The organism is Yimella radicis (assembly GCF_054778255.1).
In genome coordinates, this window is sequence record NZ_BAAGZR010000009.1 from 332,774 (window position 1) to 359,139 (window position 26,366).

The 26,366-nt window shown below is 67.2% G+C and carries 24 protein-coding genes; 7 read left to right on the forward strand and 17 right to left on the reverse strand.

The features are described 5' to 3' along the window. Position 1: 1 nt before the first annotated feature. The 3 genes from ACYU8W_RS08695 to leuS all read right to left on the reverse strand — a co-directional run bounded on the left by ACYU8W_RS08695 (position 2) and on the right by leuS (position 4,914). A complete protein-coding gene (locus ACYU8W_RS08695) occupies positions 2–1,048 on the reverse strand; it encodes a helix-hairpin-helix domain-containing protein (RefSeq protein WP_499468317.1) in 1,047 nt (348 codons plus the stop codon). A gap of 91 nt (positions 1,049–1,139) precedes the next feature. Then, the gene (locus ACYU8W_RS08700; RefSeq protein ID WP_499468319.1) at positions 1,140–2,009 is read right to left on the reverse strand and encodes a DegV family protein; all 870 of its coding nucleotides are present in this window, start codon (positions 2,007–2,009) and stop codon (positions 1,140–1,142) included. 34 nt (positions 2,010–2,043) lie between these two features. Continuing rightward, on the reverse strand, positions 2,044–4,914 hold the full coding sequence (gene leuS / locus ACYU8W_RS08705; protein WP_499468321.1) for a leucine--tRNA ligase: 2,871 nt from the start codon (positions 4,912–4,914) through the stop codon (positions 2,044–2,046). A gap of 263 nt (positions 4,915–5,177) precedes the next feature. Between leuS and ACYU8W_RS08710 the strand changes: the two genes are divergently transcribed. Beyond that, positions 5,178–6,416, forward strand: coding sequence for a geranylgeranyl reductase family protein (locus ACYU8W_RS08710; protein WP_499468323.1), 1,239 nt, complete (start codon positions 5,178–5,180; stop codon positions 6,414–6,416). Between the two features lie 233 nt (positions 6,417–6,649). Here the strand turns inward: ACYU8W_RS08710 and rpsT are convergent, their stop codons facing one another. After that, positions 6,650–6,910, reverse strand: coding sequence for a 30S ribosomal protein S20 (gene rpsT / locus ACYU8W_RS08715; RefSeq protein WP_129624111.1), 261 nt, complete (start codon positions 6,908–6,910; stop codon positions 6,650–6,652). A gap of 215 nt (positions 6,911–7,125) precedes the next feature. Further along, complete coding sequence (gene holA, locus ACYU8W_RS08720; protein ID WP_499468325.1) at positions 7,126–8,085, reverse strand: DNA polymerase III subunit delta; 960 nt, start codon at positions 8,083–8,085, stop codon at positions 7,126–7,128. Positions 8,086–8,172: 87 nt separating this feature from the next. On the opposite strand from holA, the gene purU reads away from it, so the two are divergent. Continuing rightward, the gene (gene purU, locus ACYU8W_RS08725) at positions 8,173–9,039 is read left to right on the forward strand and encodes a formyltetrahydrofolate deformylase (protein ID WP_499468327.1); all 867 of its coding nucleotides are present in this window, start codon (positions 8,173–8,175) and stop codon (positions 9,037–9,039) included. Between the two features lie 14 nt (positions 9,040–9,053). Here the strand turns inward: purU and ACYU8W_RS08730 are convergent, their stop codons facing one another. The 3 genes from ACYU8W_RS08730 to hflX form a co-directional block, all read right to left on the reverse strand. Next, the gene (locus tag ACYU8W_RS08730; RefSeq protein WP_499468329.1) at positions 9,054–11,411 is read right to left on the reverse strand and encodes an ATP-dependent DNA helicase; all 2,358 of its coding nucleotides are present in this window, start codon (positions 11,409–11,411) and stop codon (positions 9,054–9,056) included. Positions 11,412–11,539: 128 nt separating this feature from the next. Then, a complete protein-coding gene (gene panD, locus ACYU8W_RS08735; RefSeq protein ID WP_499468331.1) occupies positions 11,540–11,956 on the reverse strand; it encodes an aspartate 1-decarboxylase in 417 nt (138 codons plus the stop codon). Between the two features lie 34 nt (positions 11,957–11,990). Then, positions 11,991–13,481, reverse strand: a complete 1,491-nt coding sequence (gene hflX / locus ACYU8W_RS08740) for a GTPase HflX (protein WP_499468333.1) — start codon at positions 13,479–13,481, stop codon at positions 11,991–11,993. Between the two features lie 102 nt (positions 13,482–13,583). On the opposite strand from hflX, the gene ACYU8W_RS08745 reads away from it, so the two are divergent. After that, a complete protein-coding gene (locus tag ACYU8W_RS08745) occupies positions 13,584–14,195 on the forward strand; it encodes a class I SAM-dependent methyltransferase (protein ID WP_499468335.1) in 612 nt (203 codons plus the stop codon). Here the strand turns inward: ACYU8W_RS08745 and dapF are convergent. From dapF to ACYU8W_RS08760, 3 genes are read right to left on the reverse strand one after another with little or no spacing between them, the layout of a single operon-like run. Continuing rightward, entirely contained in the window at positions 14,179–15,066 is an 888-nt protein-coding gene (dapF, locus tag ACYU8W_RS08750; RefSeq protein WP_499468337.1) for a diaminopimelate epimerase, read from the reverse strand. The genes ACYU8W_RS08745 and dapF overlap by 17 nt on opposite strands. Then, a complete protein-coding gene (miaA, locus tag ACYU8W_RS08755; RefSeq protein ID WP_499468339.1) occupies positions 15,063–15,989 on the reverse strand; it encodes a tRNA (adenosine(37)-N6)-dimethylallyltransferase MiaA in 927 nt (308 codons plus the stop codon). The genes dapF and miaA overlap by 4 nt, the downstream gene beginning before the upstream one ends. After that, a complete protein-coding gene (locus tag ACYU8W_RS08760; protein WP_129624119.1) occupies positions 15,982–16,257 on the reverse strand; it encodes an acylphosphatase in 276 nt (91 codons plus the stop codon). The genes miaA and ACYU8W_RS08760 overlap by 8 nt, the downstream gene beginning before the upstream one ends. Before the next feature lie 69 nt (positions 16,258–16,326). Between ACYU8W_RS08760 and ACYU8W_RS08765 the strand changes: the two genes are divergently transcribed. From ACYU8W_RS08765 to ACYU8W_RS08775, 3 genes are all read left to right on the forward strand, one after another. Next, positions 16,327–16,449, forward strand: a complete 123-nt coding sequence (locus ACYU8W_RS08765) for a hypothetical protein (RefSeq protein ID WP_255407401.1) — start codon at positions 16,327–16,329, stop codon at positions 16,447–16,449. A gap of 174 nt (positions 16,450–16,623) precedes the next feature. Then, complete coding sequence (locus ACYU8W_RS08770; RefSeq protein WP_499468342.1) at positions 16,624–17,793, forward strand: RtcB family protein; 1,170 nt, start codon at positions 16,624–16,626, stop codon at positions 17,791–17,793. 118 nt (positions 17,794–17,911) lie between these two features. Beyond that, a complete protein-coding gene (locus ACYU8W_RS08775; protein WP_499468344.1) occupies positions 17,912–18,754 on the forward strand; it encodes a phosphotransferase in 843 nt (280 codons plus the stop codon). Positions 18,755–18,773: 19 nt separating this feature from the next. Here ACYU8W_RS08775 and trpS read toward each other — a convergent pair whose 3' ends face one another. From trpS to ACYU8W_RS08805, 6 genes are all read right to left on the reverse strand, one after another. Continuing rightward, positions 18,774–19,844, reverse strand: a complete 1,071-nt coding sequence (gene trpS / locus ACYU8W_RS08780; protein ID WP_499468346.1) for a tryptophan--tRNA ligase — start codon at positions 19,842–19,844, stop codon at positions 18,774–18,776. Positions 19,845–20,001: 157 nt separating this feature from the next. After that, on the reverse strand, positions 20,002–21,222 hold the full coding sequence (locus ACYU8W_RS08785) for an MFS transporter (RefSeq protein ID WP_499468348.1): 1,221 nt from the start codon (positions 21,220–21,222) through the stop codon (positions 20,002–20,004). 71 nt (positions 21,223–21,293) lie between these two features. Continuing rightward, the gene (gene miaB / locus ACYU8W_RS08790; RefSeq protein ID WP_499468350.1) at positions 21,294–22,826 is read right to left on the reverse strand and encodes a tRNA (N6-isopentenyl adenosine(37)-C2)-methylthiotransferase MiaB; all 1,533 of its coding nucleotides are present in this window, start codon (positions 22,824–22,826) and stop codon (positions 21,294–21,296) included. Positions 22,827–23,004: 178 nt separating this feature from the next. Then, a complete protein-coding gene (locus ACYU8W_RS08795; protein ID WP_499468352.1) occupies positions 23,005–23,715 on the reverse strand; it encodes a regulatory protein RecX in 711 nt (236 codons plus the stop codon). An 8-nt stretch (positions 23,716–23,723) separates the two neighbouring features. After that, positions 23,724–24,782, reverse strand: coding sequence for a recombinase RecA (gene recA, locus ACYU8W_RS08800; protein WP_499468568.1), 1,059 nt, complete (start codon positions 24,780–24,782; stop codon positions 23,724–23,726). Positions 24,783–25,100: 318 nt separating this feature from the next. Next, positions 25,101–25,331 carry a DUF3046 domain-containing protein gene (locus tag ACYU8W_RS08805; protein ID WP_499468354.1) on the reverse strand — a complete coding sequence of 77 codons (231 nt, stop codon included), beginning with the start codon at positions 25,329–25,331 and terminating at the stop codon, positions 25,101–25,103. A 69-nt stretch (positions 25,332–25,400) separates the two neighbouring features. Between ACYU8W_RS08805 and ACYU8W_RS08810 the strand changes: the two genes are divergently transcribed. Beyond that, the gene (locus ACYU8W_RS08810) at positions 25,401–26,366 is read left to right on the forward strand and encodes a nitrilase-related carbon-nitrogen hydrolase (RefSeq protein WP_499468356.1); all 966 of its coding nucleotides are present in this window, start codon (positions 25,401–25,403) and stop codon (positions 26,364–26,366) included.

The window sequence follows — 26,366 nt, forward strand, 5'->3', positions numbered from 1 at the left end:
ATCACACGGCGACCAGCGGGCGCAGCCGCTCCAGCAGCTTGTCGCCGATACCGCTCACCTCACCGAGTTCGTCGACGCTGCTGAACCTGCCGTTCGTGGTACGCCACTCGATGATCCGCGCCGCCAGCACCGGGCCGACCCCCGGAAGTGCGTCCAGGTCCGCCACGGTGGCGGTGTTCAGGGGAATCGGTCCGGCGGGTGTGCCGGCTTTCGTCGACGCTGTGCCCTCGCCTGACTGCGCGGCCGGCGCCGGCGCAGGCATCGGGCTCTCCCCCGGCTTGGGCACCTGCACCTGTTCTCCGTCGGTGACCAGGCGGGCAAGGTTGACCGCAGACAAGTCTGCGCCTCGGCCCGCACCACCGGCCGCACGGATGGCGTCCTCGACCCGGGACCCTGATATGAGCCGTACCACGCCTGGACGCTGCACCTGACCGACCACGTGAACCAGGAGACTCGTCGGCGAAGCTGCGGCGGCCGAGGTGGCGTACGGTGCTCGAACTCCCCTCCCACCCGGTGCGGTAGCAGTGGCCGAGCCGGTCGAGGTAACAGCTGTTGAGGCGGCGGGCGCGAGTGGGACGGGCTCGGCCGCGCTCCGGGCCGAGAACACCCGTACGCCGAACACGACCCCCGCCACCAACAGGACCACGAGGGCTCCGATCAGAGCGGCGCGACCGGGATGTGTGTCGACCTCGGTGTCGGGCAACGGTGTTCGGAACAAGGGGGTGTGGGGGCTGACCCGTTCGCTGTCGCGCCCGTTCCCGCCTCCGAGACCCTGATGACGCCGATCGGCCCGGCTACGCGGCTCGTCCTCGACCGTCTCGCCCTCCATCCCCGAAGCGTCGAAGTCGTCGAGATCGCCATCGGTTCCCGAGCCCCGGCGGTCCGGAATGTGTGTCGCCGCAGCACGTCGACGACGGCCGGGCAGCGCCGGCCACAGCGGACGACGGTCGATCAGATCGTCCTCGTCCGGCAGCCACGGCGTCCGCCGACCTTCGTCGAGTTCGGCGAGGATCGCGGCGAGTCGATCGGGTGGCTGGTTGCGTGACATGCCAGGCACGTTAGGTCGGGTTCGCAGAACACGTCGCCGGCCGATGCTCAGCCTGTGGAGAACTGCGCCGCAGGAGAAGGGCTGTGGAGGATCAGGCGCCCGGAGCGCGACAGCGCGGAGCCACCGCCACCGCGATCGTGCCCGGGCCCACGTGCGCACCGACGGCGGCACCGAGTTCGACCAGCAACACTCGACGGGCGTCCGGCACCGCTTCCGCAAGATCTTCGGCAAGCTGCTCGGCTCGTTCGAGCGCATCCAGGTGGTGCACAGCGACGTCGACTCCGTCGCCGGAATCGAGTTCGACCGCAGCCTGCCGGGCGAGGCTCTTCAACCGTGCCAACGCCTTGGACGTGGTGCGTACCCGCTCGAGGGGCTCGATGTAGCCGTCGGTGAGGGTCAGCAGCGGTTTGATGGACAGGGCCGACCCCACCAGCGAGGAGGCCCGCCCGATGCGTCCGCCGCGCCGCAAGTATTCCAGCGTGTCGACGTAGAAGTAGGTGTGCGACCTCGCCGCGACGTCGCGGGCGATGCGTTCCACCTCGTCCACCGTCGCACCTTCGTCGACTGCACCCGCTGCGGCAAGGACTGCGAACCCCATTGCCATTCCGATGGATTCGCTGTCGATCACACGGACGTCGGCATCGCAGGACGCCGCGGCGATCTCGGCCGACGCGAGGGTGGCCGACATCTGTCGTGACAGGTGGATCGAGACGATCTGGTCGACGCCGCGCGCGATGAGGTCCTCGTAGACCTCCAGGAACGCACCCGGCGACGGCCTTGAGGTAGAGACCGGACGGTGCTCGCGCAGCGCTGCTGCGACGTCGGATGCGCTCACGTCGACGCCTTCGTCGTGTGAGACACCGTCGACCGCGACGTGCAGCGGCACCACGAACACGCGTCCGCGCACCGCGACATGCGTGGGCAGGTAGGCGGAGGAGTCGGTCACGACCGCGATCGTCATCGCATCTCCTCCCCTACCCGCCGACGCTCGTTCATCATCCGACGACGACGTTGACCAGCTTCGGGGCCCGCACGATGACCTTGCGAACCTGCTTGTCCCCCATGGCCGCTCGCACACGGTCGCTCGCCAGCGCGGCCGCTTCGAGGTCGGCGTCACTGACGTCGGCCGCGACCTCCAGCCGGTCGCGGACCTTGCCCAGCACCTGCACGACACAGGTGACGGTGTCGTCGACCAGCAACGCCGGGTCGGCCTGCGGGAACGGCTCGAACGTGATCGTCGAGGTATGGCCCAGGCGCTGCCACAGTTCCTCGGCGATGTGCGGGGCCATCGGTGAAACCATCTGCACCAGCGACTCGACCACCGCACGCGGCACGTCGTCCAGCTTGGTCAGTGCGTTGTTCAGTTCGATCAGCTTGGCGACCGCAGTGTTGTAGCTCAGCTGCGAGTAGTCGCGACCGACGCCGTCGATCGTCCTGTGCAGCAAGCGTTTCGTCGCCTCGTCCGGCTCACCGTCGACGACCCGCACCTGCCCGGTCTCCTCGTCGACGACATTGCGCCACAGCCGCTGCAGGAAGCGCTGCGACCCGACGACCGCACGCGTCTCCCACGGACGCGACTGGTCCAGCGGACCCATCGACATCTCATAGATGCGGAAGGTGTCGGCGCCGTACTGGTCGCACATCTCGTCGGGCGTGACGACGTTCTTCAGCGACTTGCCCATCTTCCCGTACTCGCGGGTGACGACCTCTCCGTTCCAGGTGTAGGTCGTGCCGTCGGCGTCGGTCGTCTCCTGCACCTCGGCCGCCGGGACCGGCTGGCCGCGGTGGTCGCGGAACGCGTACGCCTGCACGTAGCCCTGGTTGAACAGACGGCGGAAGGGTTCCTCGGACGTGATCTCGCCCAGGTCGAACAACACCTTGTGCCAGAAACGGGCGTACAGCAGATGCAGCACCGCGTGTTCGACGCCACCGACGTACAGGTCGACGCCACCGGTGTCGTTCGGCCTGCCCTCGCCCGCGCCGCGTCCGGGACCCATCCAGTACTCCTCGCACTCGCGGTCGACGAAGCGCTCGGTGTTCTCCGGGTCGGTGTATCGCATTTCGTACCAACATGATCCGGCCCAGTTCGGCATCGTGTCGGTTTCGCGGCGGTAGGTCTTCGGCCCGTCACCCAGGTCCAGCTCGACGTTGACCCACTCAGTCGCGCGCGTCAGCGGCGACTCGGGCATGGAGTCCTTGTCGCCCGGTTCGTAGGTCTTGGGCGAGTAGTCGGCGACCTCGGGCAACTGCACCGGCAGCATCGACTCCGGCACCGAGTGCGCCGCACCGGACTCGTCGTACACGATCGGGAAGGGCTCGCCCCAGTAGCGCTGCCGGCTGAACAGCCAGTCGCGCAGCTTGTAGTTGATCGTGCCGTTGCCGATGCCCTCGGCTTCGACGAACTGGATGATCTTGACTTTGGCGTCGGCTACTCCCAAGCCGTCCAAGGAGATTCGCTCGTTGGCAGAGTTGATCGCCGCGCCGTCCCCGGTGAAAGGCTGGTCGTCGGGATGACCGTCGGACGGCTGCACGGTACGCACGATCGGCAGGTCGAACGCGGACGCGTAAGCCCAGTCGCGCTCGTCCTGACCGGGCACGGCCATGATCGCGCCGGTGCCATAACCCATCAGCACGTAGTCGGCGATGAACACCGGCACCGGCCGCCCGGTCACCGGGTTGGTCGCGAACGTGCCGGTGAACACTCCGGTCTTGGTCTTCTCGTCGGCCTGCCGCTCGACCTCGCTCTTGCGCGAGGCGGCCAGCCGGTAGTCGGCGACCGCGGTGCGCGGATCGCCGTGGCCGCCGGTCCAGGCCTGCTTGGTGCCCTCGGGCCACGTCGTCGGGGTCATCGCGTCGACCAACGGGTGTTCGGGGGCCAGCACCATGAAGGTGGCGCCGAAGATGGTGTCCGGACGCGTGGTGAACACTTCGATGGACGCGTCGATGCCGTTGACCGGGAAGCGCAGGGCCGCACCCTGCGAGCGCCCGATCCAGTTGCGCTGCATGGCCTTGATCGACTCGGGCCAGTCCAGCCGGTCCAGGTCGTCGATCAGGCGGTCGGCGTACGCCGTGATGCGCATCATCCATTGCGACAGGTTGCGCCGGAAGACCGGCATGTCGCCGCGTTCGGTCAGGCCCTCGTTGGTGACCTCCTCGTTGGCGACGACGGTGCCCAGACCGGGCGCCCAGTTGACCGGCACTTCCTTCTTGTACGCCAGACGGCGTGCGTCGACGGCTGCGATGCGCTCGGCGTCCGACAGGTCGGCCCAGGCCGCACCGCTCGGGGTGGCAATTTCACCGCTTTCGTAGGCCGCGACCAGGTCCTCGATCGGCCGGGCCTTGCCCGCGCGCTCGTCGTGCCAGGAGTTGTAGATGCGCAGGAAGATCCACTGCGTCCACTTGTAGTACTCGGGATCGATCGTCGCGAACGAGCGGCGCAGATCGTGCGACAACCCCAGCTGCCGCAGCTGTCGCCGGTAGGTGACGATGTTGTCCTCGGTGGTCTTGCGCGGGTGCTGGCCGGTCTGCACCGCGTACTGCTCGGCCGGCAGGCCGAAGGCGTCGAAGCCCATCGTGTACAGCACGTTCTTGCCGGTCATGCGCTGGTAGCGCGCGCAGACGTCGGTCGCGATGAAGCCCAGCGGGTGGCCGACGTGCAGGCCCGCGCCGCTGGGGTAGGGGAACATGTCCTGCAGGAAGTACTTCTGCTTGCCGTCGGCGGACGGGTCGGCCCACGGGCCGCTCGGGTTGGGCGCCTGGAAGGTGCCCTGCTCCTCCCACCGGTCCTGCCAGCGGCGTTCGATCTCGCCGGCGGTCTGCGCGGTGTACCGGAATTTCGGGGTGTCGCTCTGATTGCTGTCGCTCATGGTGCCCTCACGTCGTTTCGTCTGCTCGTTGTCTGCCGTGTCGCGTTCTGCGGCACCGAACCGTGCCAACAAGAAGCCCCTCGCTCATCAGGCAAGGGGCGGCCGCGCTGAGGTCCGGTCTGTTCAGCGCGGCGTTCGAAGCAGAAGCAGGCGATGCATGCAGCAGAGAATATCGCAGCTGGGAGACCTGCCGCCCCGGGAGCAGGCACTGCAGGTTCGACGCCGAATTGGCACCGCGCGACGCCCCTGAGAGAATCGCTGCCATGCCCGCTCCGACACACACTGATGTCCTCGTCGTCGGGGCCGGCCCCGCCGGTTCGGCTGCGGCCACCTGGGCCGCCCGTTACGGCCTGGACGTCGTCCTCGCCGACGCGGCGGTCTTCCCCCGCGACAAGACCTGCGGCGACGGACTCACCCCTCGCGCGATCGGTGAACTCCACCGTCTCGGACTCACCGACTGGGTTTTCGCGCACACCGTCAACCAGGGTCTGCGGGCACACGGGTTCGGGCAGCGGCTCGAACTGCCTTGGCCGCAGGTCGAAGGTCTGCCCGACCGCGGATCGGCCGTTGCGCGTACCGAGTTGGACGACCACCTGCGCACCACCGCCCTGAAGGCAGGCGCAGTCGGGGTCGAGGGTGCGCGGGCGATCGACGCTCGACTGGACGGCGGACGAGTGCGCGCCGTCACCTTCCGCGGCGCCGAGGGCACCTTCGAGATCGAGTGCGAGCGGCTGGTCGTCGCAGACGGTGTGCGCTCCCCGCTCGGCAAGGTGCTCGGGCGCGAATGGCACCGCGACACCGTGTACGCCGTCGCCGGCCGCTCGTACGTCACCTCGACGATGAGCGACGACCCGTGGATCTCCTCCCACCTCGAGCTCCGTGGCGAGGAAGGCCAGATTCTGTCCGGATACGGCTGGGTGTTCCCGCTCGGCGACGGTTCGGTCAACCTCGGTGCGGGCACCCTCGCCACATCCAAGCGTCCGGCCGACGTGGCGATCAAGCCACTGATGAAGGTGTACGCCAACACGATCGGCGACGAGTTCGGCCTGTCCGGCGAACTGCGGAACCCGACGTCCGCGCTGCTGCCGATGGGCGGGGCGGTGTCGAACGTCGCCGGCCCGAACTGGGCGCTCATCGGCGACGCCGCCGCGTGCATCAACCCGCTCAACGGCGAGGGCATCGACTACGGCCTGGAGACCGGTCGCTTCATCGCCGACATGCTCGTCGCTGGCGACCCGCTCGAAACCGCATGGCCGGCGCTGCTGACCGAGCACTACGGCGAGGCGTTCTCCGTGGCCCGCCGGCTCGCCGGAGTGTTCAGCAACCCCAAGCTGTTGACTGCGCTCGGCCCGGTCGGCATGCGCTCGGATTTCCTGATGACCCTGGCGCTGCGCTGGATGGGCAACCTGGTCACCGAGCAGGACCGCGACCGCGCGGCCCGTATCTGGCGTTGGGCCGGACGTCGCTCGGTCGCCATCGACGCCCGCCCGCCCTTCAGCTGACCCGAGAGTCCGCAGAACCCGCGCGCTGACCCGCGAGTCCTGCGGACTTTCGGATGACCGACGCAGAAGCCCCGCACCTGTTCGGTGCGGGGCTTCGTTGCTACGAACGGTGGCCCTGCCTCCCAGTGGTGGCACTGAGGCGACCACAGCGCAAGGCTCACGCGGCGGGACGCATCAGGCCCGTGGCAGAAGCCAAGCGCCTGCTACGGGCCTGAACTGCGAAGGAGCCGCAATCAGAGGCTGTTCACCTGCTTGGTGAGCGCCGACTTCTTGTTCGCGGCCTGGTTCTTGTGGATGACACCCTTGGAGACGGCCTTGTCCAGCTTCTGGCCGGCGGTCCTGAGGGCGTCCTTCGCCTTGTCGGCGTCACCGGCGGCAACGGCCTCACGGGTCTTGCGGATCCAGGTGCGAAGCTCCGACTTGTAGGCCTTGTTGCGCTCGGTACGGATCTCGTTGGTCTTGATCCGCTTCATCTGCGACTTGATGTTTGCCACGAAAGTTCTTCCTAAGGTTCGGTCTGATGGTTGTCGTAGAGGGCGACGACGCACCGGAACGGATGGGGCGTGGGGACGACCCTGGCGAGTTCGGTGCGTTGGTACTGCTGCGAGCGCGCACGACCAATACGCGCACGCAAGGAGCAAATCTACACGCCTGCCGGTGATCCCCTCAAATCGCAGGTCGGGCGCGGCTCACCTGCCGTTACCCGCCGTCAGCGTGCCGTTCGCTCGCGGCAGATCGTCAGCACGGCCCGCTCGACGGCGTAGACCGGGTCGCGTCCGCCGCCCTTGACGTCGAAGTCGGCGGCCGCGACGGCCTGGATCGCGCGGCCGAGCCGGTCGCCGTCCCAGCCGCGGGCCGAGCGGCGTGCACGGTCGACCTGCCACGGGGCCATGCTCAGGTCACGGGCGAGCGCCGCGGACGATCCGTTGCCGGCCGAGGCGACCTTCGCGATCTGACGCAGCTGTCCGGCGAGGACCGCGACGATCGGGACCGGGTCGAGACCCGACGCGAGCGCGTGCCGCAACAGGCGCAGCGCCTCCCCCGCGTTGCCGGCGACGGCCATCTCCGCGACCTTGAAGCCGGTCGCCTCGACCTTGCCGCCGTAGTACTCGTCGACCTGCTCCTCGTCGACGACGCCGGTCGTGTCGGCGATCAGCTGTGCGCACGCCGCGGCGAGTTCGCCGAGGTCCTTCCCGACGGCGTCCAACAGCGCCTGCACCGCCTCGGGAGTGACCTTGCGCCGAGCAGCGCGGAACTCGTTGCTGACGAACGAGGCCTTGTCGCGATCGGACTTGATCGCCGGCGCCTCGATGACCCGTGCGCCGCCCTTCCTGAGTGCGTCCAGCGCACGCTTGCCGCGGTTTCCGCTCTTGTGCATCGCGACAAGCACCGCGCCGTCCATCGGGGCCTTCACGAGCGCGGTGACTTCGTCGATCAGTTCGTCGCCGGCCTGGTCCAGGTCGCGTGCGACCACGATCTTCAGCCCGCCGAACAGGCTCGGGCTGATGTGCAGCATGAGTTCGCCCGGCTCGTAGGTGGCGGCGTCGATTCGCACCACCTCCGCGTCGGGCTCGGTCTCGCGTACCAGGTCGATGGTGCTGCGCAGGGCACGATCGGCAAGCAGTTGTTCGGGGCCGCTGATCAGCACGAGCGGGGGCACTGAACTCATGGGGCACACTCTTTCACCCTGGTCCGACACCATCCTCACCGCTGCGATGACCTATCTTCGGGGCCTCACCCATCCGTAGGAGCAACTGTGGGCACCCACCCGTCCGATCCGTCCGACTTCGTCCTCACCGCCACGTGCGTCGACCGACCCGGGATCGTCCACGCGATGACCGGTTACCTCGTCGAGCAGGGCGCGAACATCAACGAGTGCCAACAGTTCGAGGACCCGTCCACCGGGCGCTTCTTCATCCGGTTGGTGTTCCGGTGCGAGAAGCACTCACTGGACGCGCTGCAGGACGGGTTCACCTCAGTGGCAACTGAATTCGGCATGGAATGGGGCCTGTGGCCGGCCGGGAAGCCGATCCGGGCACTGGTGCTGGTGTCCAAACTCGGCCATTGCCTCAACGACCTGTTGTTCCGGCAGCAGGTGGGTTCGTTGCCGCTCGAGATCGTCGCGGTGGGATCGAACCACCTGACGTTCCAGAAGACCGTCGCCACCCATGACATCCCCTTCCACCACATCCCGGTGACGGCGCAGACGAAGGCGCAGTCGGAGACGCGCATCCTCGAACTCGTCCAGGAGTACGACGTCGAGTTGGTGGTGCTCGCCCGCTACATGCAGGTGCTGTCGGACAACCTGTGCCGCACCTTGGAGGGTCGTGCGATCAACATCCACCACTCGTTCCTGCCCAGCTTCAAGGGTGCTCGCCCTTATCACCAGGCGCACGACCGCGGCGTGAAGCTGATCGGTGCGACCGCGCACTACGTGACGCCGGATCTGGACGAGGGCCCGATCATCGAGCAGGACGTGGCCCGCATCGACCACACCTACTCCCCTGACCACATGGTCGTGGCCGGTCGGGACGTCGAGACGCAGGTCTTGGCGCGCGCTCTCACCTGGCACGCCGAGCACCGGGTGTTCCTCAACGGCTCAAGCACCGTCGTGCTGCGCTGACCGACGGCTGATCGTCAGCTGAGGTTCAGCTCCTTCAGGCGTGCCTCGACCTCGGCCACCGGCCGGTCGAGATGGTCGGCCAGTTCATCGACATCGAGGCCGAGTGAGACACCGTCCGACAACTCTTCGTCGTCGTCGCTGGTCCATTCCCCGCCCTGAGCAGGGGCCGGTTCGACGACGACATCGGTCTCGGCCGGCACCGCCGACAGCGGTTCGGGCGCCGGGTGTTCCTCGGCGGCCTGCCGTTCCGGGGTCTCCACGGCGTCGGCCGGTTCGTCATCGGTGAACACGAGTTCGTCGTAGTCGCCGGCGTCGGTGGACGTGACCCGACCGGCTTCGGCGTCGAAGCGCTCCTGAACCTCGGGCTTGGAGGCGGCATGCGGCACAGGCTTCTTCGCCGGCGCCACCGGAGCTTCGGCGGTTTCGTCCAGTCGCTTGAGCGCACGCAGCACGAGGTCGCGGTCGGTCGTCGGCCAGAACGGCGGGAGAGACTTCTGCAGGAAGCCCGCGTACCGCGCAGTGATCATTCGGTTGTCCAGGAACGCGACCACGCCGCGGTCGTTCGAGCGCCGGATCAGGCGTCCGGCCCCCTGTGACAGACGCAAGGCAGCGTGGGTGGCCGACACCGCCATGAAGCCGTTACCGCCGCGTTCGGCGATCGCCTGCGAGCGCGCCGAGGTGATCGGATCGTCCGGACGCGGGAACGGGATTCGGTCGATGATCACCAGTTGGCAGGCCGAACCGGGCACATCGACACCCTGCCAGAGGGTGAGAGTGCCGAACAGGCAGGTCTTCGGATCAGCGGCGAACTGTTTGACGAGCGTGCCCATCTGATCGTCGCCCTGGCACAGGACCGGAAACTCGTCGCCGAACCGTTCGCGCATCGCCTCGGTCGCCGCCTTCGCGGCGCGCATGGAGGAGAACAGCCCGAGCGTGCGTCCACCGGCGGCCCTTATGAGGGTCTCGATCTCGTCGATCGCCTGGTCGGAGGTGCCGTCGCGGCCGGGCGGCGGCAGGTGTTTGGCGACGTAGGCGATGGCCTGCTGCGGGTAGTCGAACGGCGAGCCGACGTCCAAACCCTCCCACGCCGGTGAACCCTCACCACGCAGGCCGAGCGTGCCGGCCACTGAGTCGAAGGATCCACCGAGTTCGAGCGTGGCCGAGGTCATCACGACCGTGCGATCGCCGAAGATCTTGTCGCGCACCAGCATCGCCACACTCATCGGTGCGACATTGAGTGCCGAGCCGCGGTACTCGCTGCGGCCGATCCAGGCGACGTCGAGTTCACGTCCTTCGAGCAGGCGTGCGGCGTTCTCCAGTACTTCGTCGACCGCGGCCCGTGCCATCTGTCGGGGGCCGTCGTTGTCGGCCGGCTTGTCGGGCTTGAGGTCGGAGGACAGGCTGCGTGCGCTGTCGTGCACGCGCTGGACGGCGAGCGCGAGGTTGTCGGGCAGTCCGAGCAGACGTCCCTCGGCCAGCTGATCGAGGACTCCCCCGAGGAAGACGCCGGTGTCGGCGAGCTCCTGGGTGTCGGCGTACCGGGCAGCCTTCTTCGCCGCGCTCGCCACCATGCCCGCGGTCAGTTCGTCGGTGATGGTGGAGGTGACCCGGTCGACGAGTTCGTGCGCCTCGTCGACGACCAGCGCGTCGTGTTCGGGCAGCATCTGGCGGCCCTCGAAGGAGTCGATCGCCATGAAGCTGTGGTTGGTGACGACGACATCGACGTCCCTGGCCTCGGCGCGGGCCTTCTCCACGAAGCACTCCTGCACCACCGGGCAGGTCGATCCGAGGCATTCGTGGGCCGTGACCGACACCTGACGCCAAGCGCGTTCGCTGACGCCGGGCACGAGATCGTCGCGGTCACCGGTGTCGGTCTCGCCGGCCCATTCGCGCAGTCGGACGATCTCCTTCTCCAGGCGTCCGAGTTGCTGGTCGACCGCACCGGTGCTGAACAGGCTGTCTTCTTCGTCGTCGGGGTAACCACCGACGAGCTTGTGTTGGCACAGGTAGTTTCGGCGCCCCTTGACCAGTCCGTAGGTGGGGCGCCGGCCGAGCACCGGACGCAGGGCTTCGGCGAGCACCGGCAGGTCGCGCCCGACGATCTGCGCCTGCAACGCGAGCGTCGCGGTGGCGACGATGACGGGCTTGCCGGTCGCGTTGGCGTGCACGATGGACGGCACGAGATAGGCCAGCGACTTACCTGTGCCCGTGCCGGCCTGGACGAGCAGGTGATGCTCGTCGTCGAACGCCTTGGCGACCGCTTCGGTCATCTGCTGCTGCCCCGGACGGGGCGCTCCACCCACAGCCGCGACTGCGGCCTCCATCAACGAATCGATCGAGCTCGAGGAGGACGTCGAGTTGGAGGCCGGCATCCTGCAAGCCTAGGTCTGGTGTCCGGTGCGGACGACATCGGACGCGCCGGTTGTGGATACACCGGGCGCGTCTCTGGGGGTGTGCATGGGGGCGTGCATGGGGGCGTGCATGGGGGCGTGGAGGAAGGTCAGCGGTGGGTGACCGCAGAGGTCGACAGTCCGAAGCCGTCCGGCACGTCGCCCGGGTCATGATCGACCTGCACGATGCGGTTCTGCTTGTCGACGAACACGACATTCGGCTCGAACGAACGGGCCTCGACGTCGTCCATCGCGGCGTACGCGATGACGATCACGGTGTCGCCCGGACTGATCAAGCGGGCCGCGGCACCGTTGATGCACAGGATGCCGGTGCCCCGCTCACCCTCGATCGCGTACGTGGTGAGGCGGTTGCCGTTGTCGACGTCGACGACATCGACCTGCTGACCCGGAAGGAGGTCGGCCGCGTCCATCAGGTCACGGTCGATCGTCAATGAACCCACGTAGTGCAGGTCGGCCTGGGTGACCGTCGCACGGTGGATCTTGCTGTGGAGCATGAATCGCTGCATGGTGCGCCATTGTGGCCTACCGGTGGCAGGCCTCCTACTCGGCAGCCACCCGGACGAGGTACTCCTCGAGTGCCGACTCCAGCGAAGGGTTCACCTTCGCGTGCACGTGGGTGCCCTCGCCGGTGTGCTCGCTGCTGATCACGTCGGCCTCGTCGTGCAACCGGCTCAGCAGGTCGCCGCGGTCGTAGGGCAGCAGCACCTCGACCCGGATCTGCGGGCGCGGCAACTCACGATCGATGAGTTCGAGCAACTCGGCGAACCCGGCGCCGGTGTGAGCGGACACCGCGATCGCGTACTTCTCCGAGCGCAACAGCCGGTCGACCACCTCGGGGTCGGCGACGTCCGACTTGTTGACGACCACGACCTCCTTGACGTCGGTCGCGCCCACCTCGGCAAGCACCTCACGCACCGCGGAGATCTGCGCCTTCGGGTCGGGGTGTGACCCGTCGACGACGTGCAACAGCAGGTCGGACTCGCCGACCTCCTCCAGCGTCGAACGGAACGCCTCCACGAGTTGGTGCGGCAGGTTGCGCACGAATCCGACGGTGTCGGCGAGGGTGTACGGACGTCCGTCGGCGGTCTCGCTGCGACGCACGGTCGGGTCGAGGGTGGCGAACAGCTGGTTCTGCACCAGGACGCCGGCACCGGTGATCCGGTTGAGGATCGAGGACTTGCCGGCGTTGGTGTAACCGGCGATCGCGACCGATGGCACCTCGTTCGCCTTGCGGCCGTGGCGCTTGGTGTCACGGATCGTCTTCATCGAAGCGATCTCGCGCTTGAGCTTGGCGATGCGGGTGTTGATGCGGCGGCGGTCGAGCTCGATCTTCGTCTCACCCGGGCCTCGCGAGCCCATGCCCTGGCCGCCGGCGGCCTGACCACCGGCCTGCCGGGACATCGACTCACCCCAACCACGAAGTCGCGGCAGGAGGTACTGCAGCTGGGCGAGCTCGACCTGCGCCTTACCTTCCTTGGACTTCGCGTGCTGGGCGAAGATGTCGAGAATCAGCGCCGTGCGGTCGATGACCTTCACCTTGACGACGTCCTCCAGGGCACGCCGCTGGCCGGGGCTGAGCTCACCGTCGGCGATGACGGTGTCGGCGCCCTCGGCGATGACGATCGCGCGCAGGTCGGCGGCCTTGCCCGATCCCATCCAGGTGCTCGGGTCGGGCTTGCTGCGACGCTGCATCACACCGGCGAGCACGGTCGAACCCGCGGTCTCGGCGAGGGCGGCGAGTTCACGCATCGAGTTGTCGGCGTCCTCGACGGTTCCCTCGGTCCAGACGCCGGCGAGCACCACGCGCTCCAGACGCAGCTGGCGGTACTCGACCTCGGTGACGTCCTGCAGTTCGGTCGACAGGCCCTCCACACGGCGAAGGGCCGCACGTTCGGCGCGGTCGAGTTGGTCGCCGTCGCGGTGCTCGGTGCCGTCCTCAAGCAAGAAGCCGTCCTGGTCGTACTGGACGTCGAACTCGGAGTCGGCGAGCGCATCGGCGCGGCGGTTGAAGAAATCGTGTTGCGAAGTCATGTTCCCCTCAGTGTCGCAAGCTTCAACCGTTCGAGCGAGTTCTTTATGCCAAATGTCAGGCGTCCGGATGCACATCGCTGCCCCGCCGATAGGTTGGGACCGATGTCAGGCACCGATCACTACTTCAGCGCCGAACCCGCCAGCGCTGACGAGCGCAGGACGATCAACGTCCCGTTGGCGGGTTCGACACACGCCGTCCAGGTTGCGCCGGGAATCTTCTCACCCGACCGGATCGACCAGGGCACCTCGGTGCTGCTGCAGCACGCTCCGCAGCCCCCGGCGTCCGGCACTTTTCTCGACCTCGGGTGCGGTTGGGGACCGATGGCTCTGAGCCTGGGGTTGTATTCGCCGGACGCGATCGTGCATGCGGTGGACGTGAACGAGCGTGCGATGGATCTGGCTCGACTCAACGCAGAATCGTTGGGGCTAAAGAACATTCGGGTGTCCACTGCGGACGAGGTGCCGGCGGACGTCCGGTTCGATCTGATCTGGTCGAACCCGCCGATCCGGGTCGGCAAGGCGGTGTTGCACGACCTGCTGCGCGCCTGGTTGCCGCGACTGTCGGACGACGGCGAGGCCTATCTGGTGGTGCAGCGCAACCTCGGTTCGGACTCATTGCAGAAATGGCTGAACGAGAACCTCGACGGCTTGGTCGCCGATCGGTTCACCAGCGTCCGGGGCTTCCGGATCCTGCGCGTCACGCACCGTAACTGACCCCGACCGGGTCCGGCAGCTGGACGGTGCCGCGGGCGACAAGGACGGCCGGTCCGGACAGCGCCACCCGATCACCCGCGATCTGGACGCCGAGACGTCCTCCCGGTACATCCACGAGCCAGTCGAGTTGATCGGACGGACGACCGCCCCACCACCAGATCGCGAGCGCCGCAGCAGCTGCGCCGGTGCCACAGCTCAGCGTCTCGCCCACACCGCGTTCGTGCACCCGCATGGAGATGTGGGCGTGTTCGATCGCGCGGACGAACTCGACGTTCGTGCCGTGCTCGGGGTGCGGGTCGACCTGCGGAGCACGGGTCAGGTCAAGGGCGCCGAGGTCGATGGACGGCGGGAGCGCGACCACGGTGTGCGGGTTGCCGAGGTCGAGGCTGAGCGCGGGCAGCGGGTCGGGTGCCCCGTGCACCTGGACCACGGAATCCATTCCACGCTCCTGGGCCTCGACCTCCCGCGACAAGCGCCACGGCCCGAGGTCGGTGGCGAAACCGTCACCGAACCGGGTGATCCGCTTCTGACCGGCCCGCGTCGCGATCTCGAAGACATCCGCGCGTTCGAGGCCGGCGTCGACCAGGTACCGCGCAAAAACACGGGTGCCGTTGCCGCACATCTCCGCGACCGAGCCGTCGCTGTTGCGGTAGTCCATGAACCATCGCGCGTCCGGGCACTGCTCGCGGACGTCGTCGGGTGCCGCCCCGATCGGAGCAACCCGGATCACTCCGTCGCCACCGATGCCGGCCCGGCGATCGGCCAGGAAGGTCACGTCCTGCGGGGTGAGGTCGAGGCGTCCCTCGTGATCGGGCACGAGAACGAAGTCGTTCTGCGTGCCGTGGCCCTTGACGAAGTCGATGGTGGTCACGCGTCCATTGTGCGCGAGGACGCGATCACCTCGAGGGCACGGTCCACCAGGTTGGACGCGTCGTGCGGCAACCAGGTGATCCTCGGGTCGGGCCGGAACCAGGAGAACTGCCGCCGAGCCAGTCGCTTGGTGGCACGTGCGGTGTCCTCGATCGCTTCAGCCTCGGTGAGTTCGGCGTCGAGTTGCCGCAACACCTGCGCGTATCCGATCGCCCGGCTCGCGGTCCGTCCGTCCCGGAGCCCTGTTGCGTCGAGTGCTCGCACCTCGTCGACCAGACCGTCGTCCCACATCGCCCTCGTGCGCCAGTCGATGCGCTGGTCGAGCACGCCGCGATCGGCATCGAGTCCGAGCATCACTGTGGGACGGAGAAATTCGCGCCTCGGCATGGTCGCGCTGAACGGGCGACCGGTGAGCTCGATGACCTCCAGTGCACGGATCACACGGCGCTCGTTGCTCGGCAGGATGTTGGCCGCTGCGTTCGGATCCCGTTGTCTCAGTAGGGAGTACAGCGCCAGAATCCCCTCGGTAGCGGCCCGCCGCTCGAAGTGTTCCCGTACCCCGGGGTCGGTGGGTGGGATGTCGAGGACGTCGAGCGCCGCGCGGACGTAGAGCCCGGTGCCGCCTACCAGCACGGGGACATGTCCGCGATCGAGGATGCTGTCGATGTCACGCCGGGAATCACGTTGATAGGCAGCGACACTCGCCTCCTCGGTCACCTCGAGGACGTCCAGCTGGTGGTGCGGCACTCCGCGCCGCTGCTCGAGCGGCATCTTCGCCGTGCCGATGTCCATGCCGCGGTAGAGCTGTGACGCGTCGGCGTTGACAACTTCTCCCTCAAGTCTTTCGGCGAGCGCGACGCCGAGGTCCGATTTGCCGCTCGCGGTCGGACCGATGACGGCGATCAGGTTTGCTGAATCACTCACGGTCGACGTCGAATCCGTCGGCTCCGATGGGCGCCACCTTGGTCACCTCGACGTCTGTGACGTCGGCTCGTCGCGGACCTTTGCGGCACCACTGCACGATCTCCTCGATCGAGTTCCAGCCGCCCTCGAAGTGAGCCAGCACGGTGCCGTCCGGCTCATTGCGCACCCATCCGCGCACCCCCAGTTGTCGGGCGTACTCGGCGCAGGAGGCACGGAAGAAGACCCCTTGGACGCGTCCGGTGATGCGCACCTGTACCGCTCGCAACATGGCGATCAGCCTAGAACTCGCCGATTAATCGGTTGCACAGGACACGACGGCGGGCCCAGACTTCCCCACATGTCGATCACGGCGCTGACCCTGGATGGGAGCCTCAGCCCTCGCCGCCAAGAGCGTGAGGGCAATTCGGGCTGCCTGAAGCAGTTCGGCGCCACCGACGATGATTCGTCCAGGATCGACTGACGTCGATACGACGAGCAATGCCCGGTGGTCCGCCACCGGGCATTTTTCGTTGTCCGACAACAACATTCGCATTCGATGGATCATTCGACGGCATCCGGACGTCAATCCTCGGTTACGAAGAACCCACCCACGCACACCTGATGAGTGTGGGATGAGAACGAAGGGAGTACGACCATGCAGAAGATCAACGAGCGGCTCTGGAACTGGGCAAGCATCCTGGAGGACAACACGCGCGAGCAGGCAGAACTGACGGCGTCGATGCCCTTCATCTTTCCGCACCTCGCGCTGATGCCGGACGCACACCTGGGCCGGGGAGCAACCGTCGGTTCGGTCATCCCGACGCAGGCAGCGATCATCCCGGCGGCGGTCGGTGTGGACATCGGCTGCGGCATGATCGCGGTGCGGACCCAGTTCACCAAGGCCGACATGGCGGGTGACCTGTCGAAGCTGCGGAAGCAGATCGAGCGGTCGATCCCACTGTCGGCGGGCGGCGTCAACCGGAAGATCTCGCGCGAGCACACCCAGGCACGGGTCGACGAGCTCGCGGCCATGGCGACGGACACAGGTTTCGACCCGGCGAAGTACGCCGGCAAGTGGGACCTGCAGCTGGGCTCGCTGGGTTCTGGCAACCACTTCATCGAGGTGAGCCTGGACGAGCAGGATCGGGTCTGGCTGTTCCTGCACTCGGGTTCGCGGGGCGTCGGCAACAAGATCGCGTCACACCACATCAAGGTCGCCCAGGAGTTGGCGCGGAAGTGGTGGATCTCGTTGCCGGACAACGACCTTGCATACCTGGTCGAGGGCACGGACGAGTTCCGGGCCTACATCCGGGAGTTGCGGTGGGCACAGCACTACGCGTTGCTGAACCGGGAGGAGATGATGGACCGGGTGATCACCCAGCTGGAGTACTGGATGGGTGTGCCGGTGCAGCAGCAGGAACGGATCAACTGCCACCACAACTACACCGAGCAGGAGACCCACTTCGGCAAGCAGGTCTGGTTGTCCCGGAAGGGTGCGATCAACGCCGAGGCGGGTCGTCCGGGCCTGATCCCGGGCTCCATGGGCACCGCGTCCTACGTCGTGGTCGGCAAGGGAAACCCGTTGTCACTCAACAGCTCCCCGCACGGTGCCGGCAGGGAGTACTCGCGGAGCAAGGCCCGCAAGACCTTCACCCGGGAGCAGCTCCAGGAGGCGATGGTCGACATCGAGTACCGGGACACCGACGCGTTCATCGACGAGATCCCGCAGGCGTACAAGGACATCGACCAGGTGATGGCGGACGCCGCCGACCTGGTGGAGGTGCGGCACACGCTGCGGCAGATCGTCAATGTGAAGGGCGACTGACCTCCCCGGGACGAGAATCCGCGCACCCTGCGGTGATCCGCGCACCTTGCAAAGTGCGCGGATCCACCGAGGGTGCGCGGATTCTCCAATCTTCCGGCCGCTTCGTAGGCTGGCCGACATGCCGACCCTCAGCGCCGAACAGCACCTGCTCCTCGAATCATGGTGCCCCGGCATCGAGATCGTCCGGGACCACAGCTGGGGGCTGGTCGACACCGTCGTCCAGGAGGGCGTCACAGCAGACGGGCGACGGGTGATCATCAAGGCGTCCGGCCAGGACAACCATCACCTGGTGCGAGAGATCGCAGCGCATCGCGAGTGGGTGCCCGTGCTCGCGTCGACAGGTCACGCGCCCGTGCTGCTCCACGAGGACGCCGACGCACGCCTGCTCGTGACCCAATACCTCTCCGGACAACTCGTCGAGAACACGGCGAGCGAATCGGAGGCCGAGACCTACCGGCAGGCCGGCGCGCTCCTTGCCCGCATCCATTCCAGCACTTCACAGGTCGACATCGGATACGAAGAAGCACTGCGGAAGAAGGCCCTCGCCTGGCTCGACAAGCCGCACCGCATCGAGCCCATCACCGAGACAAGGCTGCGGGAAGTCATTGCGTCGTGGCCGACTCCCCCGGTGACCCTCGTCCCGACGCACGGTGACTGGCAGCCGCGCAACTGGCTGGACGACGAGAGCACGATCCGGATCATCGACTTCGGACGCGCCGAGCACCGTCCTGCCGCAAGCGATTTCGCACGCTTGGCGACCCAGCAGTTCGTCGGGCGTCGCGATCTCGAAACCGCGTTTCTCGACGGGTACGGCGGCGATCCACGCGAGCCGGACGCGTGGCACCGCATGCTGATCCGTGAGGCGATCGGCACGGCCGCCTGGGCCTTCCAGGTACGTGACGAGGGCTTCGAAGCCCAGGGTCATCGGATGATCGCGGACGCACTGCGCGCATACTCCTGAGCGAGGACCCGAGCACCCGTCAGTAGTTCATCCGCATCACTGCACGGACCGTCGCGAGCGTGGCATCTGCCACCGCGTTCGCTCGTTCGTTCCCCTGACGCAACACGGTGTGCAGGTACGCGGGATCGGCAGCCAACTCGGCTCGGCGCGAACGGTGGTCGCGAAGTCCTTCGTTGACCGCATCGGTGACGAGCTTCTTCAGCCCGGCTGCACCTGCGTCCCCGATCTGCGCAGCGAGCTCACCGGGCGCACGACCGTCGAACCCTGCGGCGATCTCCAACAACGAAGCAACCTGGGGACGGCGATCAGGTTCGTAGGTGATCACCCGCTCGGAATCGGTGCGTGCCTTCCGGACGGCGGCAGCGGTTTGGTCCGCCGTCATCGCGAGGGTGATCGTGTTGCCTTTCGACTTGCTCATCTTGGTGCCGTCCAGCCCGAGCAACAGCGGCGATTCGGTGAGCAGAGCGTCCGGCTCCGCGAACACCGTCTCGCCACCGGCGTACCGGTTGTTGAAGCGACGTGCGATCACCCGGGTCTGCTCGACGTGCGGCAGGTTGTCCTTGCCGATCGGCACCACATTCCCATGGCAGAAGAGAATGTCGGCCGCCTGGTGCACCGGATAGGTCAACAGCAGGCCGGACATCGGACGCCCGTCGGTGGCCGCGAGTTCGTCCTTCACCGTCGGGTTCCGGCGAAGTTCGCCGTCGGTCACCAACGACAGGAACGGCAGCATGAGTTGGTTGAGCGCAGGCACCGCGGAGTGGGTGAAGATAGTCGTCCGTGCCGGATCGATGCCGGCGGCGAGGTAGTCCAGGACGCAGCCGAAGACGTTCGTCCCCAACTCACCGACGGCGTCCCGGTCGGTGATCACCTGGTAGTCGGCGATGATGACGAAGGAGTCGATTCCCTTGTCCTGCAACTCGACCCGGTTGCGGATGCTGGCGAGGTAGTGACCGACGTGCAGCGGGCCCGTCGGTCGGTCACCGGTGAGCACCCGCAGCTTTCGACGGGCCGGTGAGTCGGGACCGTCGATCACCGCCTGCACCGTGTTGCTGCGGACCCGGGCGGCCTCGAAGGATTCGTCTGACATGGTTCTGCTCCTGATCGAAACAGCCGCCCCGCCCGTCGAGACGCTCGCGCATGCGAAACGCCGCCTCGTGCGAGGCGGCGCGAATGAAGTGGGTATGTCGACACGGCCGCCTAGGAGGACGGCCACCACCCCTGGGCGAGAGTGTTCGACATGCGGATCAGGATACGCCCGACGCACGAGTGGCTGCGCGTCGCCTTCGCAGCAACGGAATGATCACGGCCAGCGCAAGCGCCAGCGCGAACAGCACGCCGACGTAGACGACGACGCCCGCCCAGCCGTCGGCCGCGAACCACAGACCGGCCAGAGCGCCGAGCACCGAACTCCCGAGATAGTAGGCGAACAGATAGAGCGCGCTCGCCTCGGCGCGGTGTGCGTCGGCGGTTGCGCCGACCCAACCGCTGGCCACCGAGTGCGCTGCGAAGAAGCCTGCTGTGAACAGCAGGACTCCCCCGAGTACGGCGGGCAGGTTCGCCGGCAGCGTGATCAGTAGTCCGATCACCGCCACCAGCTCAGCGACGACGAGGACGGTCTTGCGCCCGAAACGGTCGGCCAATCGTCCCGCGGCGCCCGACGAGACCGTACCCGCCAGATAGAGCAGGAACACCAGCCCGACGGCGGACTGCGGCAGTCCGAACGGCGCTGCGCTCAAACGGAAGCCGATCATGTTGTAGACCGCGACGAATCCACCCATCAGCACAAACGCCGTCACGTACAACGCGACCAGGCGGGCGTTGTGCAGGTGGCCGACAACATTCGTAGTGGTCGCGCGTAGACCGACAGGTTGTGGCACGAAGAACCGGGACGCCGGCGCCCGCCACAGGAACAGCCCGGTGAACGCGAGGGCCGCGACACCGGCTGCTTCGAGCGCCCATCGCCAACTCGCGTGGTCCAGCACGAGAGCGGCCAGCACCCGTCCGCTGAGACCGCCGACAGTGGTGCCGGCGATGTAGCGCCCCATCGCGCTACCGAGATGTTCGGCGTCGACCTCCTCTGCGAGGTACGCCATCGCGGTGGCGGGCACCCCGGCGAGGCACAGGCCTTGCAAGCCGCGCAGCAGCAACAGGACTTCCATCGAAGCTGCCAGCGGCATGAGGCACCCGAGCAACGCGGAGACCAGCGCTGCGAAGGCCATCACCCGGACGCGTCCGAATCGTTCGGACAGCGCACTGGCCGGGATGATCGCGAGCGCCAACAACCCGGTGGTGGCCGAGATCGCGAGAGCGGAGGTCGCCGGGCCGACGGAGAATTCGTCCGACAGTTCCGGCAGGACGGCCTGAGCCGAGTACATCGCCACGAAGGTCGCCATGCCGGCCGCGAACAGAGCCAGGGTGATGTTGCGGTAGCCGACGTCGCCGCGCCGGTACCCCTGAAAACTCACGCCTGCCAGTGTCCACCTCGCGGGTGCGACATCGGCGGACGGGTCGAGTCGCCGTGCGGCGGCCCGAAGGGTCAGTCGATACCGCAGGCAGGAACCTGCACGGGTGCGGGTTGTCCGATCGAGGGCATGCCGAGTGCGACCTTGGGCTTGACGGTCGCGCCGTCGGCCTTGCCCTCCTGCAACGCCCCCCACGCGTCACCTCCACGGGAGCGGCGGACGGAGAACGTTCCGCCGCCCAGCACACCGTCGGCGATCAGGTGGTGCCCGGCACCGTAGGTCACGTCGACGGTGGCGAAGTCACCCGGACGCGGCAGCTCGACGCCCTCCCCGGTCGGCACTGCGAAGTGGACCAGGCGGTTGTCCTCCGCGCGACCGGACATGCGCCCGGTCCGGCTGTCGCGGCGTCCCTCGGTCGGCGCGACGAGCACCTCGATGGTGCGGCCCTCGATCTTGCGGTTCTCGGCCCAGGAGATCTCCTCCTGCAACTGCAGCAACCGGTCGAACCGTTGCTGCACAACGGCTTTCGGAAGTTGTTCGGGCATCGTCGCAGCCGGCGTGCCGGGCCGGATGGAGTACTGGAAGGTGAACGCCGAGGAGAAGCGGGCCTCGCGGACGACGCGCATCGTCTCCTCGAAGTCGGCCTCGGTCTCGCCCGGGAACCCGACGATGATGTCGGTGGTGATGGCAGCGTGTGGGATGCGGTCGCGCACTCGGTCGAGGATGCCGAGGAACTTCGCCGATCGGTACGAGCGCTTCATCTCACGCAGCACCTTGTCCGAACCCGACTGCAGCGGCATATGCAACGACGGCATGACATTCGAGGTCTCGGCCATGGCGTCGATGACGTCGTCGGTGAAGGCAGCTGGGTGGGGTGAGGTGAACCGCACTCGCTCGAGCCCTTCGATGTCGCCGCAGGAACGCAGCAACTTGCTGAACGCCTGACGGTCACCGAATTCCACGCCATAGCTGTTGACGTTCTGCCCGAGCAGGGTGATCTCGACGACCCCCTGATCGACCAGCGCCTGGATCTCGGCGAGAATCTCGCCCGGACGCCGGTCCTTCTCCTTGCCGCGCAGGGCAGGGACGATGCAGAAGGTGCAGGTGTTGTTGCAGCCGACCGAGATCGACACCCAACCGCTGTACGCGGAATCGCGGCGTGTCGGCAACGTGGAGGGGAAGGTCTCGAGCGATTCGAGGATCTCGACCTGGGCCTCGGCGTTGTGCCGGGCGCGTTCCAACAGCACCGGCAGCGCGCCGACGTTGTGGGTGCCGAAGACCACGTCCACCCAGGGCGCGCGATCGACGATGGAGGCACGATCCTTCTGAGCCAGACAACCACCGACGGCGATCTGCAGGTCGGGGTTGATGTCCTTCCACGGACGCAGGTGGCCGAGCGATCCGTACAACTTGTTGTCGGCGTTCTCACGGACCGCGCAGGTGTTGAAGACGACGACGTCGGGGACATCGGGACGAGTGTCCGACGACACCGACGCGACGTCGACGTAGCCCGCGGACTCCAGCAGGCCACTGATCCGTTCGGAATCGTGAACGTTCATCTGGCACCCGTGGGTGCGCACTTCGTAGGTCTTCGCCGCGTTCGTCATGACCGATCAAGGGTACGGCGTCAGCGGGGTGGGGCCGAATCCCAGCGTCGGTGTGGCCGGCGCCGAACAGATCCAGGCGCTGGGGTTCCGGACTCGCATGGCGCGAGGTTAGAGGCGTTCCCTCGGTCGCGTTCGAGTTCTCCACACGGGCGCGCCCGACGCGCGCGTCCCGGCGAACTCAGTCGCGCTCATGCTCGGGCGCCGTGGCGATCGCCTCACGGATCACTGCCCAGGAGACCGACGAGGAGTAGCCCTTGCGGGCGAGCATGCCGGCCAACCGTCTGGTCTGCACGGTGGCTTCCAGCCCGTGCATCGAACGCATCTTCTTGGCGACGAGCGCGCGGGCGCGCTGCTTCTCCTCCTCGGGATCAACCTCGTCCAACGTGGCTCGGGTGATCTCGTCATCGACGCCCTTCTTGCGCAGTTCCTGGGCGAGCGCACGCTTGGCGAGGCCACGGCCGGCCTGTTGCGAACGCACCAGCATCCGGGCATAGGCCTCGTCGTCGATCAGCCCTACCTCGGTCATCCGGTCGAGGACCGCATTCGCGATGTCTTCGTCGCACCCGCGCTGAGCAAGCTTGTCGGCCAACTGTTTCCGGCTGCGCGGGGCCATCGTGAGCTGACGCAGCACGATCGTCTTCGCGACGTCGTAAGGGTTGGCGTCCGGGTCTTGTTCGGGAGCGGGCGCCTGTCGTCGGCGCTCCTGGTCGCCGCCGGCACCGCGCCGGCGATGTCCGCCTCTTCGTCGTTGCCGCGGACCGCGTGCAGGCGATTCGGTGTCGTCGGGCGACGTTTCACCCCAAGGGGATTCATCGACGGGTACCGATGCGGCCGAGTCCGCCGGATCAACGAAATCCGGCGGACTCGACTGTCGGTCGAAAGGATTCATCGAACCGATCAGAAGTCGACCGAGACGTCCTTGAGCACCGGCTTGCCGGACTTACCGGTGCCGGCGGTCAGGTCGACCGGCTCGGCAACCGACTCGGCTTCTTCCTCGGTCCTCGGACCGACGCCGAGCTTCTCCTTGATCTTGCGCTCCAACTCGTCGGTCATGTCGGGGTTGTCCTTGAGGAAGTTGCGAGCGTTCTCCTTGCCCTGCCCCAACTGGTCACCGTCGTAGGTGTACCAGGCGCCGGCCTTGCGGACGAAGCCCTGCTCGACACCCATGTCGATCAGCCCACCCTCTCGGGAAATGCCCTGGCCGTAGAGGATGTCGAACTCGGCCTGCTTGAACGGCGGCGACACCTTGTTCTTGACGACCTTGACGCGCGTGCGGTTACCGACTGCGTCCGTGCCGTCCTTCAGGGTCTCGATGCGACGCACGTCGAGGCGAACGGACGCGTAGAACTTCAGCGCCTTTCCACCCGTGGTGGTCTCGGGCGAGCCGAACATGACGCCGATCTTCTCGCGCAACTGGTTGATGAAGATCGCGGTGGTGCCGGTGTTGTTGAGGGCACCGGTGATCTTACGTAGCGCTTGGCTCATCAGGCGGGCCTGCAGACCCACGTGGCTGTCGCCCATCTCGCCCTCGATCTCGGCGCGCGGCACCAGCGCCGCGACGGAGTCGATGACGATGATGTCGAGCGAACCGGAGCGGATCAGCATGTCGGCGATCTCAAGCGCCTGCTCACCGGTGTCGGGCTGGCTGACCAGGAGCGAGTCGATGTCGACGCCGAGCTTCTTGGCGTACTCGGGGTCGAGCGCGTGCTCGGCGTCGATGAAGGCGGCGATACCGCCGTTCTTCTGCGCGTTCGCCACCGCGTGCAGCGCGACCGTCGTCTTACCGGAGGACTCCGGGCCGTAGACCTCCACCACGCGACCGCGGGGCAGACCGCCGATGCCGAGCGCGACATCGAGTGCGATCGAACCGGTCGGGATGACCTCGATCGGCGGACGGATGTCGTCGCCGAGGCGCATGACCGAGCCCTTGCCGTGGGCCTTCTCGATCTGGGCCATGACGGCGTCGAGCGACTTGATCTTGTGCGAGTTGTCGGTGGGGTCGAGCCGGGTGCCTGTTGCTGCTGCCATGAGCGGTGCTCCTCGTTGAATCTCGTGGTGAACGCGCCTACCGGCGACCGTCCGGAACCTGCGTGTGTGTTCGGATGAGGTCAGACGCTAGGTGCCACCACCGACAACCACCGCTCCCATCCGCACGCCTGTGGACGAAGTGACCTTGGATCGGCACCTGTGGACAACCTTACGCCACGAGGTCGAACACGCGTACGAAGATGGTTCCCGCGTGTCGCGCGGCCGGCTGCGGACGAAGCAGTCCACTCAGTCGGCGCGGCCACCCTCACGGATCGGTTTGTCGCGGCCGAGCCAGCGCTCTTTCGGCACGTCCATCTCGATGCACAGCGCCCGCCAGACATGTTTCGGGTGCGCACCGTCGGCGAGCGCGTCCGCGCCGGTGCGGTAGCCGAGTTCGCCGAGCACATGCGAGTCGACCAGGACGCGACCGTAACCGTCGCCGAACTCCTCCTCGACCAGTTGCCAGAACTCGCTCATCCGCATTCGACAAGTCTCGCAAAGCTTCGATGTGAAAGTTCCGGCAGGCGTCGGCCATACTCTCGGACTATGCAGTTGATCACAGCATCCGAGGTGCCGGTCTCCCTCGCCCGTGTCGACGAACCCGCCGCCGCACCCGTGCGTGTCGCTCTGGTGCAGCACCACTGGCGCGAGGACGCAGGCGAACTGCAGCAGGCGTTGCGGGGCGGCATCGAGCAGGCGGCGAAGGCGGGCGCCCAGGTCGTGTTCCTTCCCGAACTGACTCTTTCTCGCTACCCGGCCGACACCCTGCCCGAAGGTGCGCCGGACCAGACCGCAGAAAGCCTCGGCGACGGCCCGACCTTCACTTTCGCGGCGCAGGCGGCGAAGGACTTCGGCGTATATGTGCACGCCTCACTGTTCGAGAAGGCGCCCGAGGCGGACGGCCGCGGCCTGAACACCGCGATCCTCGTTTCCCCCGACGGCGAACTCGTCGCCCGCACCCGCAAGACGCACATCCCGGTCACCGCGGGCTACTACGAGGACAAGTACTTCCGTCCGGGACCATCGGACAATGCCTATCCCGTTGTCACACTTGACGATCCGTCGGTGAAGCTCGGCATGCCGACCTGCTGGGACGAGTGGTTCCCCGAGGTCGCACGCTCCTACGCCCTCGGTGGAGCGCAGTTGCTGGCGTACCCGACCGCGATCGGATCAGAGCCGGATCACCCCGAGTTCGACACCCAGCCGCTCTGGCAACACACCGTCGTCGGCCACGCGATCGCCAACGGAGTGTTCGTCGTCGTGCCCAACCGCACCGGCAGCGAGGGTTTGATCACCTTCTACGGCTCATCGTTCATCGCCGACCCCTACGGTCGCGTCCTGGTCCAAGCACCGCGCGACACCGAGGCCGTTCTGGTCGCCGATCTCGACCTGGCCCAGGGCAAGGACTGGATCGACCTGTTCCCGTTCCTGTCGACCCGTCGCCCGGACACGTACGCGTCGCTGGCCGAACCGATCAAACCCGAACACATCCGCGCCGACCCGAACGCGTGA

Excerpts from the sequence above, each read along its gene's own strand:
- ACYU8W_RS08795 (WP_499468352.1), bottom strand. The coding sequence starts at position 23,715 with ATGAATCCTTTCGACCGACAGTCGAGTCCGCCGGATTTCGTTGATCCG.
- ACYU8W_RS08745 (WP_499468335.1), top strand. The coding sequence starts at position 13,584 with ATGTCAGGCACCGATCACTACTTCAGCGCCGAACCCGCCAGCGCTGAC.
- miaB (WP_499468350.1), bottom strand. The coding sequence starts at position 22,826 with ATGACGAACGCGGCGAAGACCTACGAAGTGCGCACCCACGGGTGCCAG.
- ACYU8W_RS08775 (WP_499468344.1), top strand. The coding sequence starts at position 17,912 with ATGCCGACCCTCAGCGCCGAACAGCACCTGCTCCTCGAATCATGGTGC.
- ACYU8W_RS08770 (WP_499468342.1), top strand. The coding sequence starts at position 16,624 with ATGCAGAAGATCAACGAGCGGCTCTGGAACTGGGCAAGCATCCTGGAG.
- ACYU8W_RS08810 (WP_499468356.1), top strand. The coding sequence starts at position 25,401 with ATGCAGTTGATCACAGCATCCGAGGTGCCGGTCTCCCTCGCCCGTGTC.
- trpS (WP_499468346.1), bottom strand. The coding sequence starts at position 19,844 with ATGTCAGACGAATCCTTCGAGGCCGCCCGGGTCCGCAGCAACACGGTG.
- ACYU8W_RS08760 (WP_129624119.1), bottom strand. The coding sequence starts at position 16,257 with ATGTTGCGAGCGGTACAGGTGCGCATCACCGGACGCGTCCAAGGGGTC.
- ACYU8W_RS08805 (WP_499468354.1), bottom strand. The coding sequence starts at position 25,331 with ATGAGCGAGTTCTGGCAACTGGTCGAGGAGGAGTTCGGCGACGGTTAC.
- ACYU8W_RS08730 (WP_499468329.1), bottom strand. The coding sequence starts at position 11,411 with ATGCCGGCCTCCAACTCGACGTCCTCCTCGAGCTCGATCGATTCGTTG.
- hflX (WP_499468333.1), bottom strand. The coding sequence starts at position 13,481 with ATGACTTCGCAACACGATTTCTTCAACCGCCGCGCCGATGCGCTCGCC.
- ACYU8W_RS08710 (WP_499468323.1), top strand. The coding sequence starts at position 5,178 with ATGCCCGCTCCGACACACACTGATGTCCTCGTCGTCGGGGCCGGCCCC.
- panD (WP_499468331.1), bottom strand. The coding sequence starts at position 11,956 with ATGCAGCGATTCATGCTCCACAGCAAGATCCACCGTGCGACGGTCACC.
- ACYU8W_RS08695 (WP_499468317.1), bottom strand. The coding sequence starts at position 1,048 with ATGTCACGCAACCAGCCACCCGATCGACTCGCCGCGATCCTCGCCGAA.
- holA (WP_499468325.1), bottom strand. The coding sequence starts at position 8,085 with ATGAGTTCAGTGCCCCCGCTCGTGCTGATCAGCGGCCCCGAACAACTG.
- recA (WP_499468568.1), bottom strand. The coding sequence starts at position 24,782 with ATGGCCCAGATCGAGAAGGCCCACGGCAAGGGCTCGGTCATGCGCCTC.
- ACYU8W_RS08700 (WP_499468319.1), bottom strand. The coding sequence starts at position 2,009 with ATGACGATCGCGGTCGTGACCGACTCCTCCGCCTACCTGCCCACGCAT.
- leuS (WP_499468321.1), bottom strand. The coding sequence starts at position 4,914 with ATGAGCGACAGCAATCAGAGCGACACCCCGAAATTCCGGTACACCGCG.
- ACYU8W_RS08765 (WP_255407401.1), top strand. The coding sequence starts at position 16,327 with ATGTCGATCACGGCGCTGACCCTGGATGGGAGCCTCAGCCCTCGCCGC.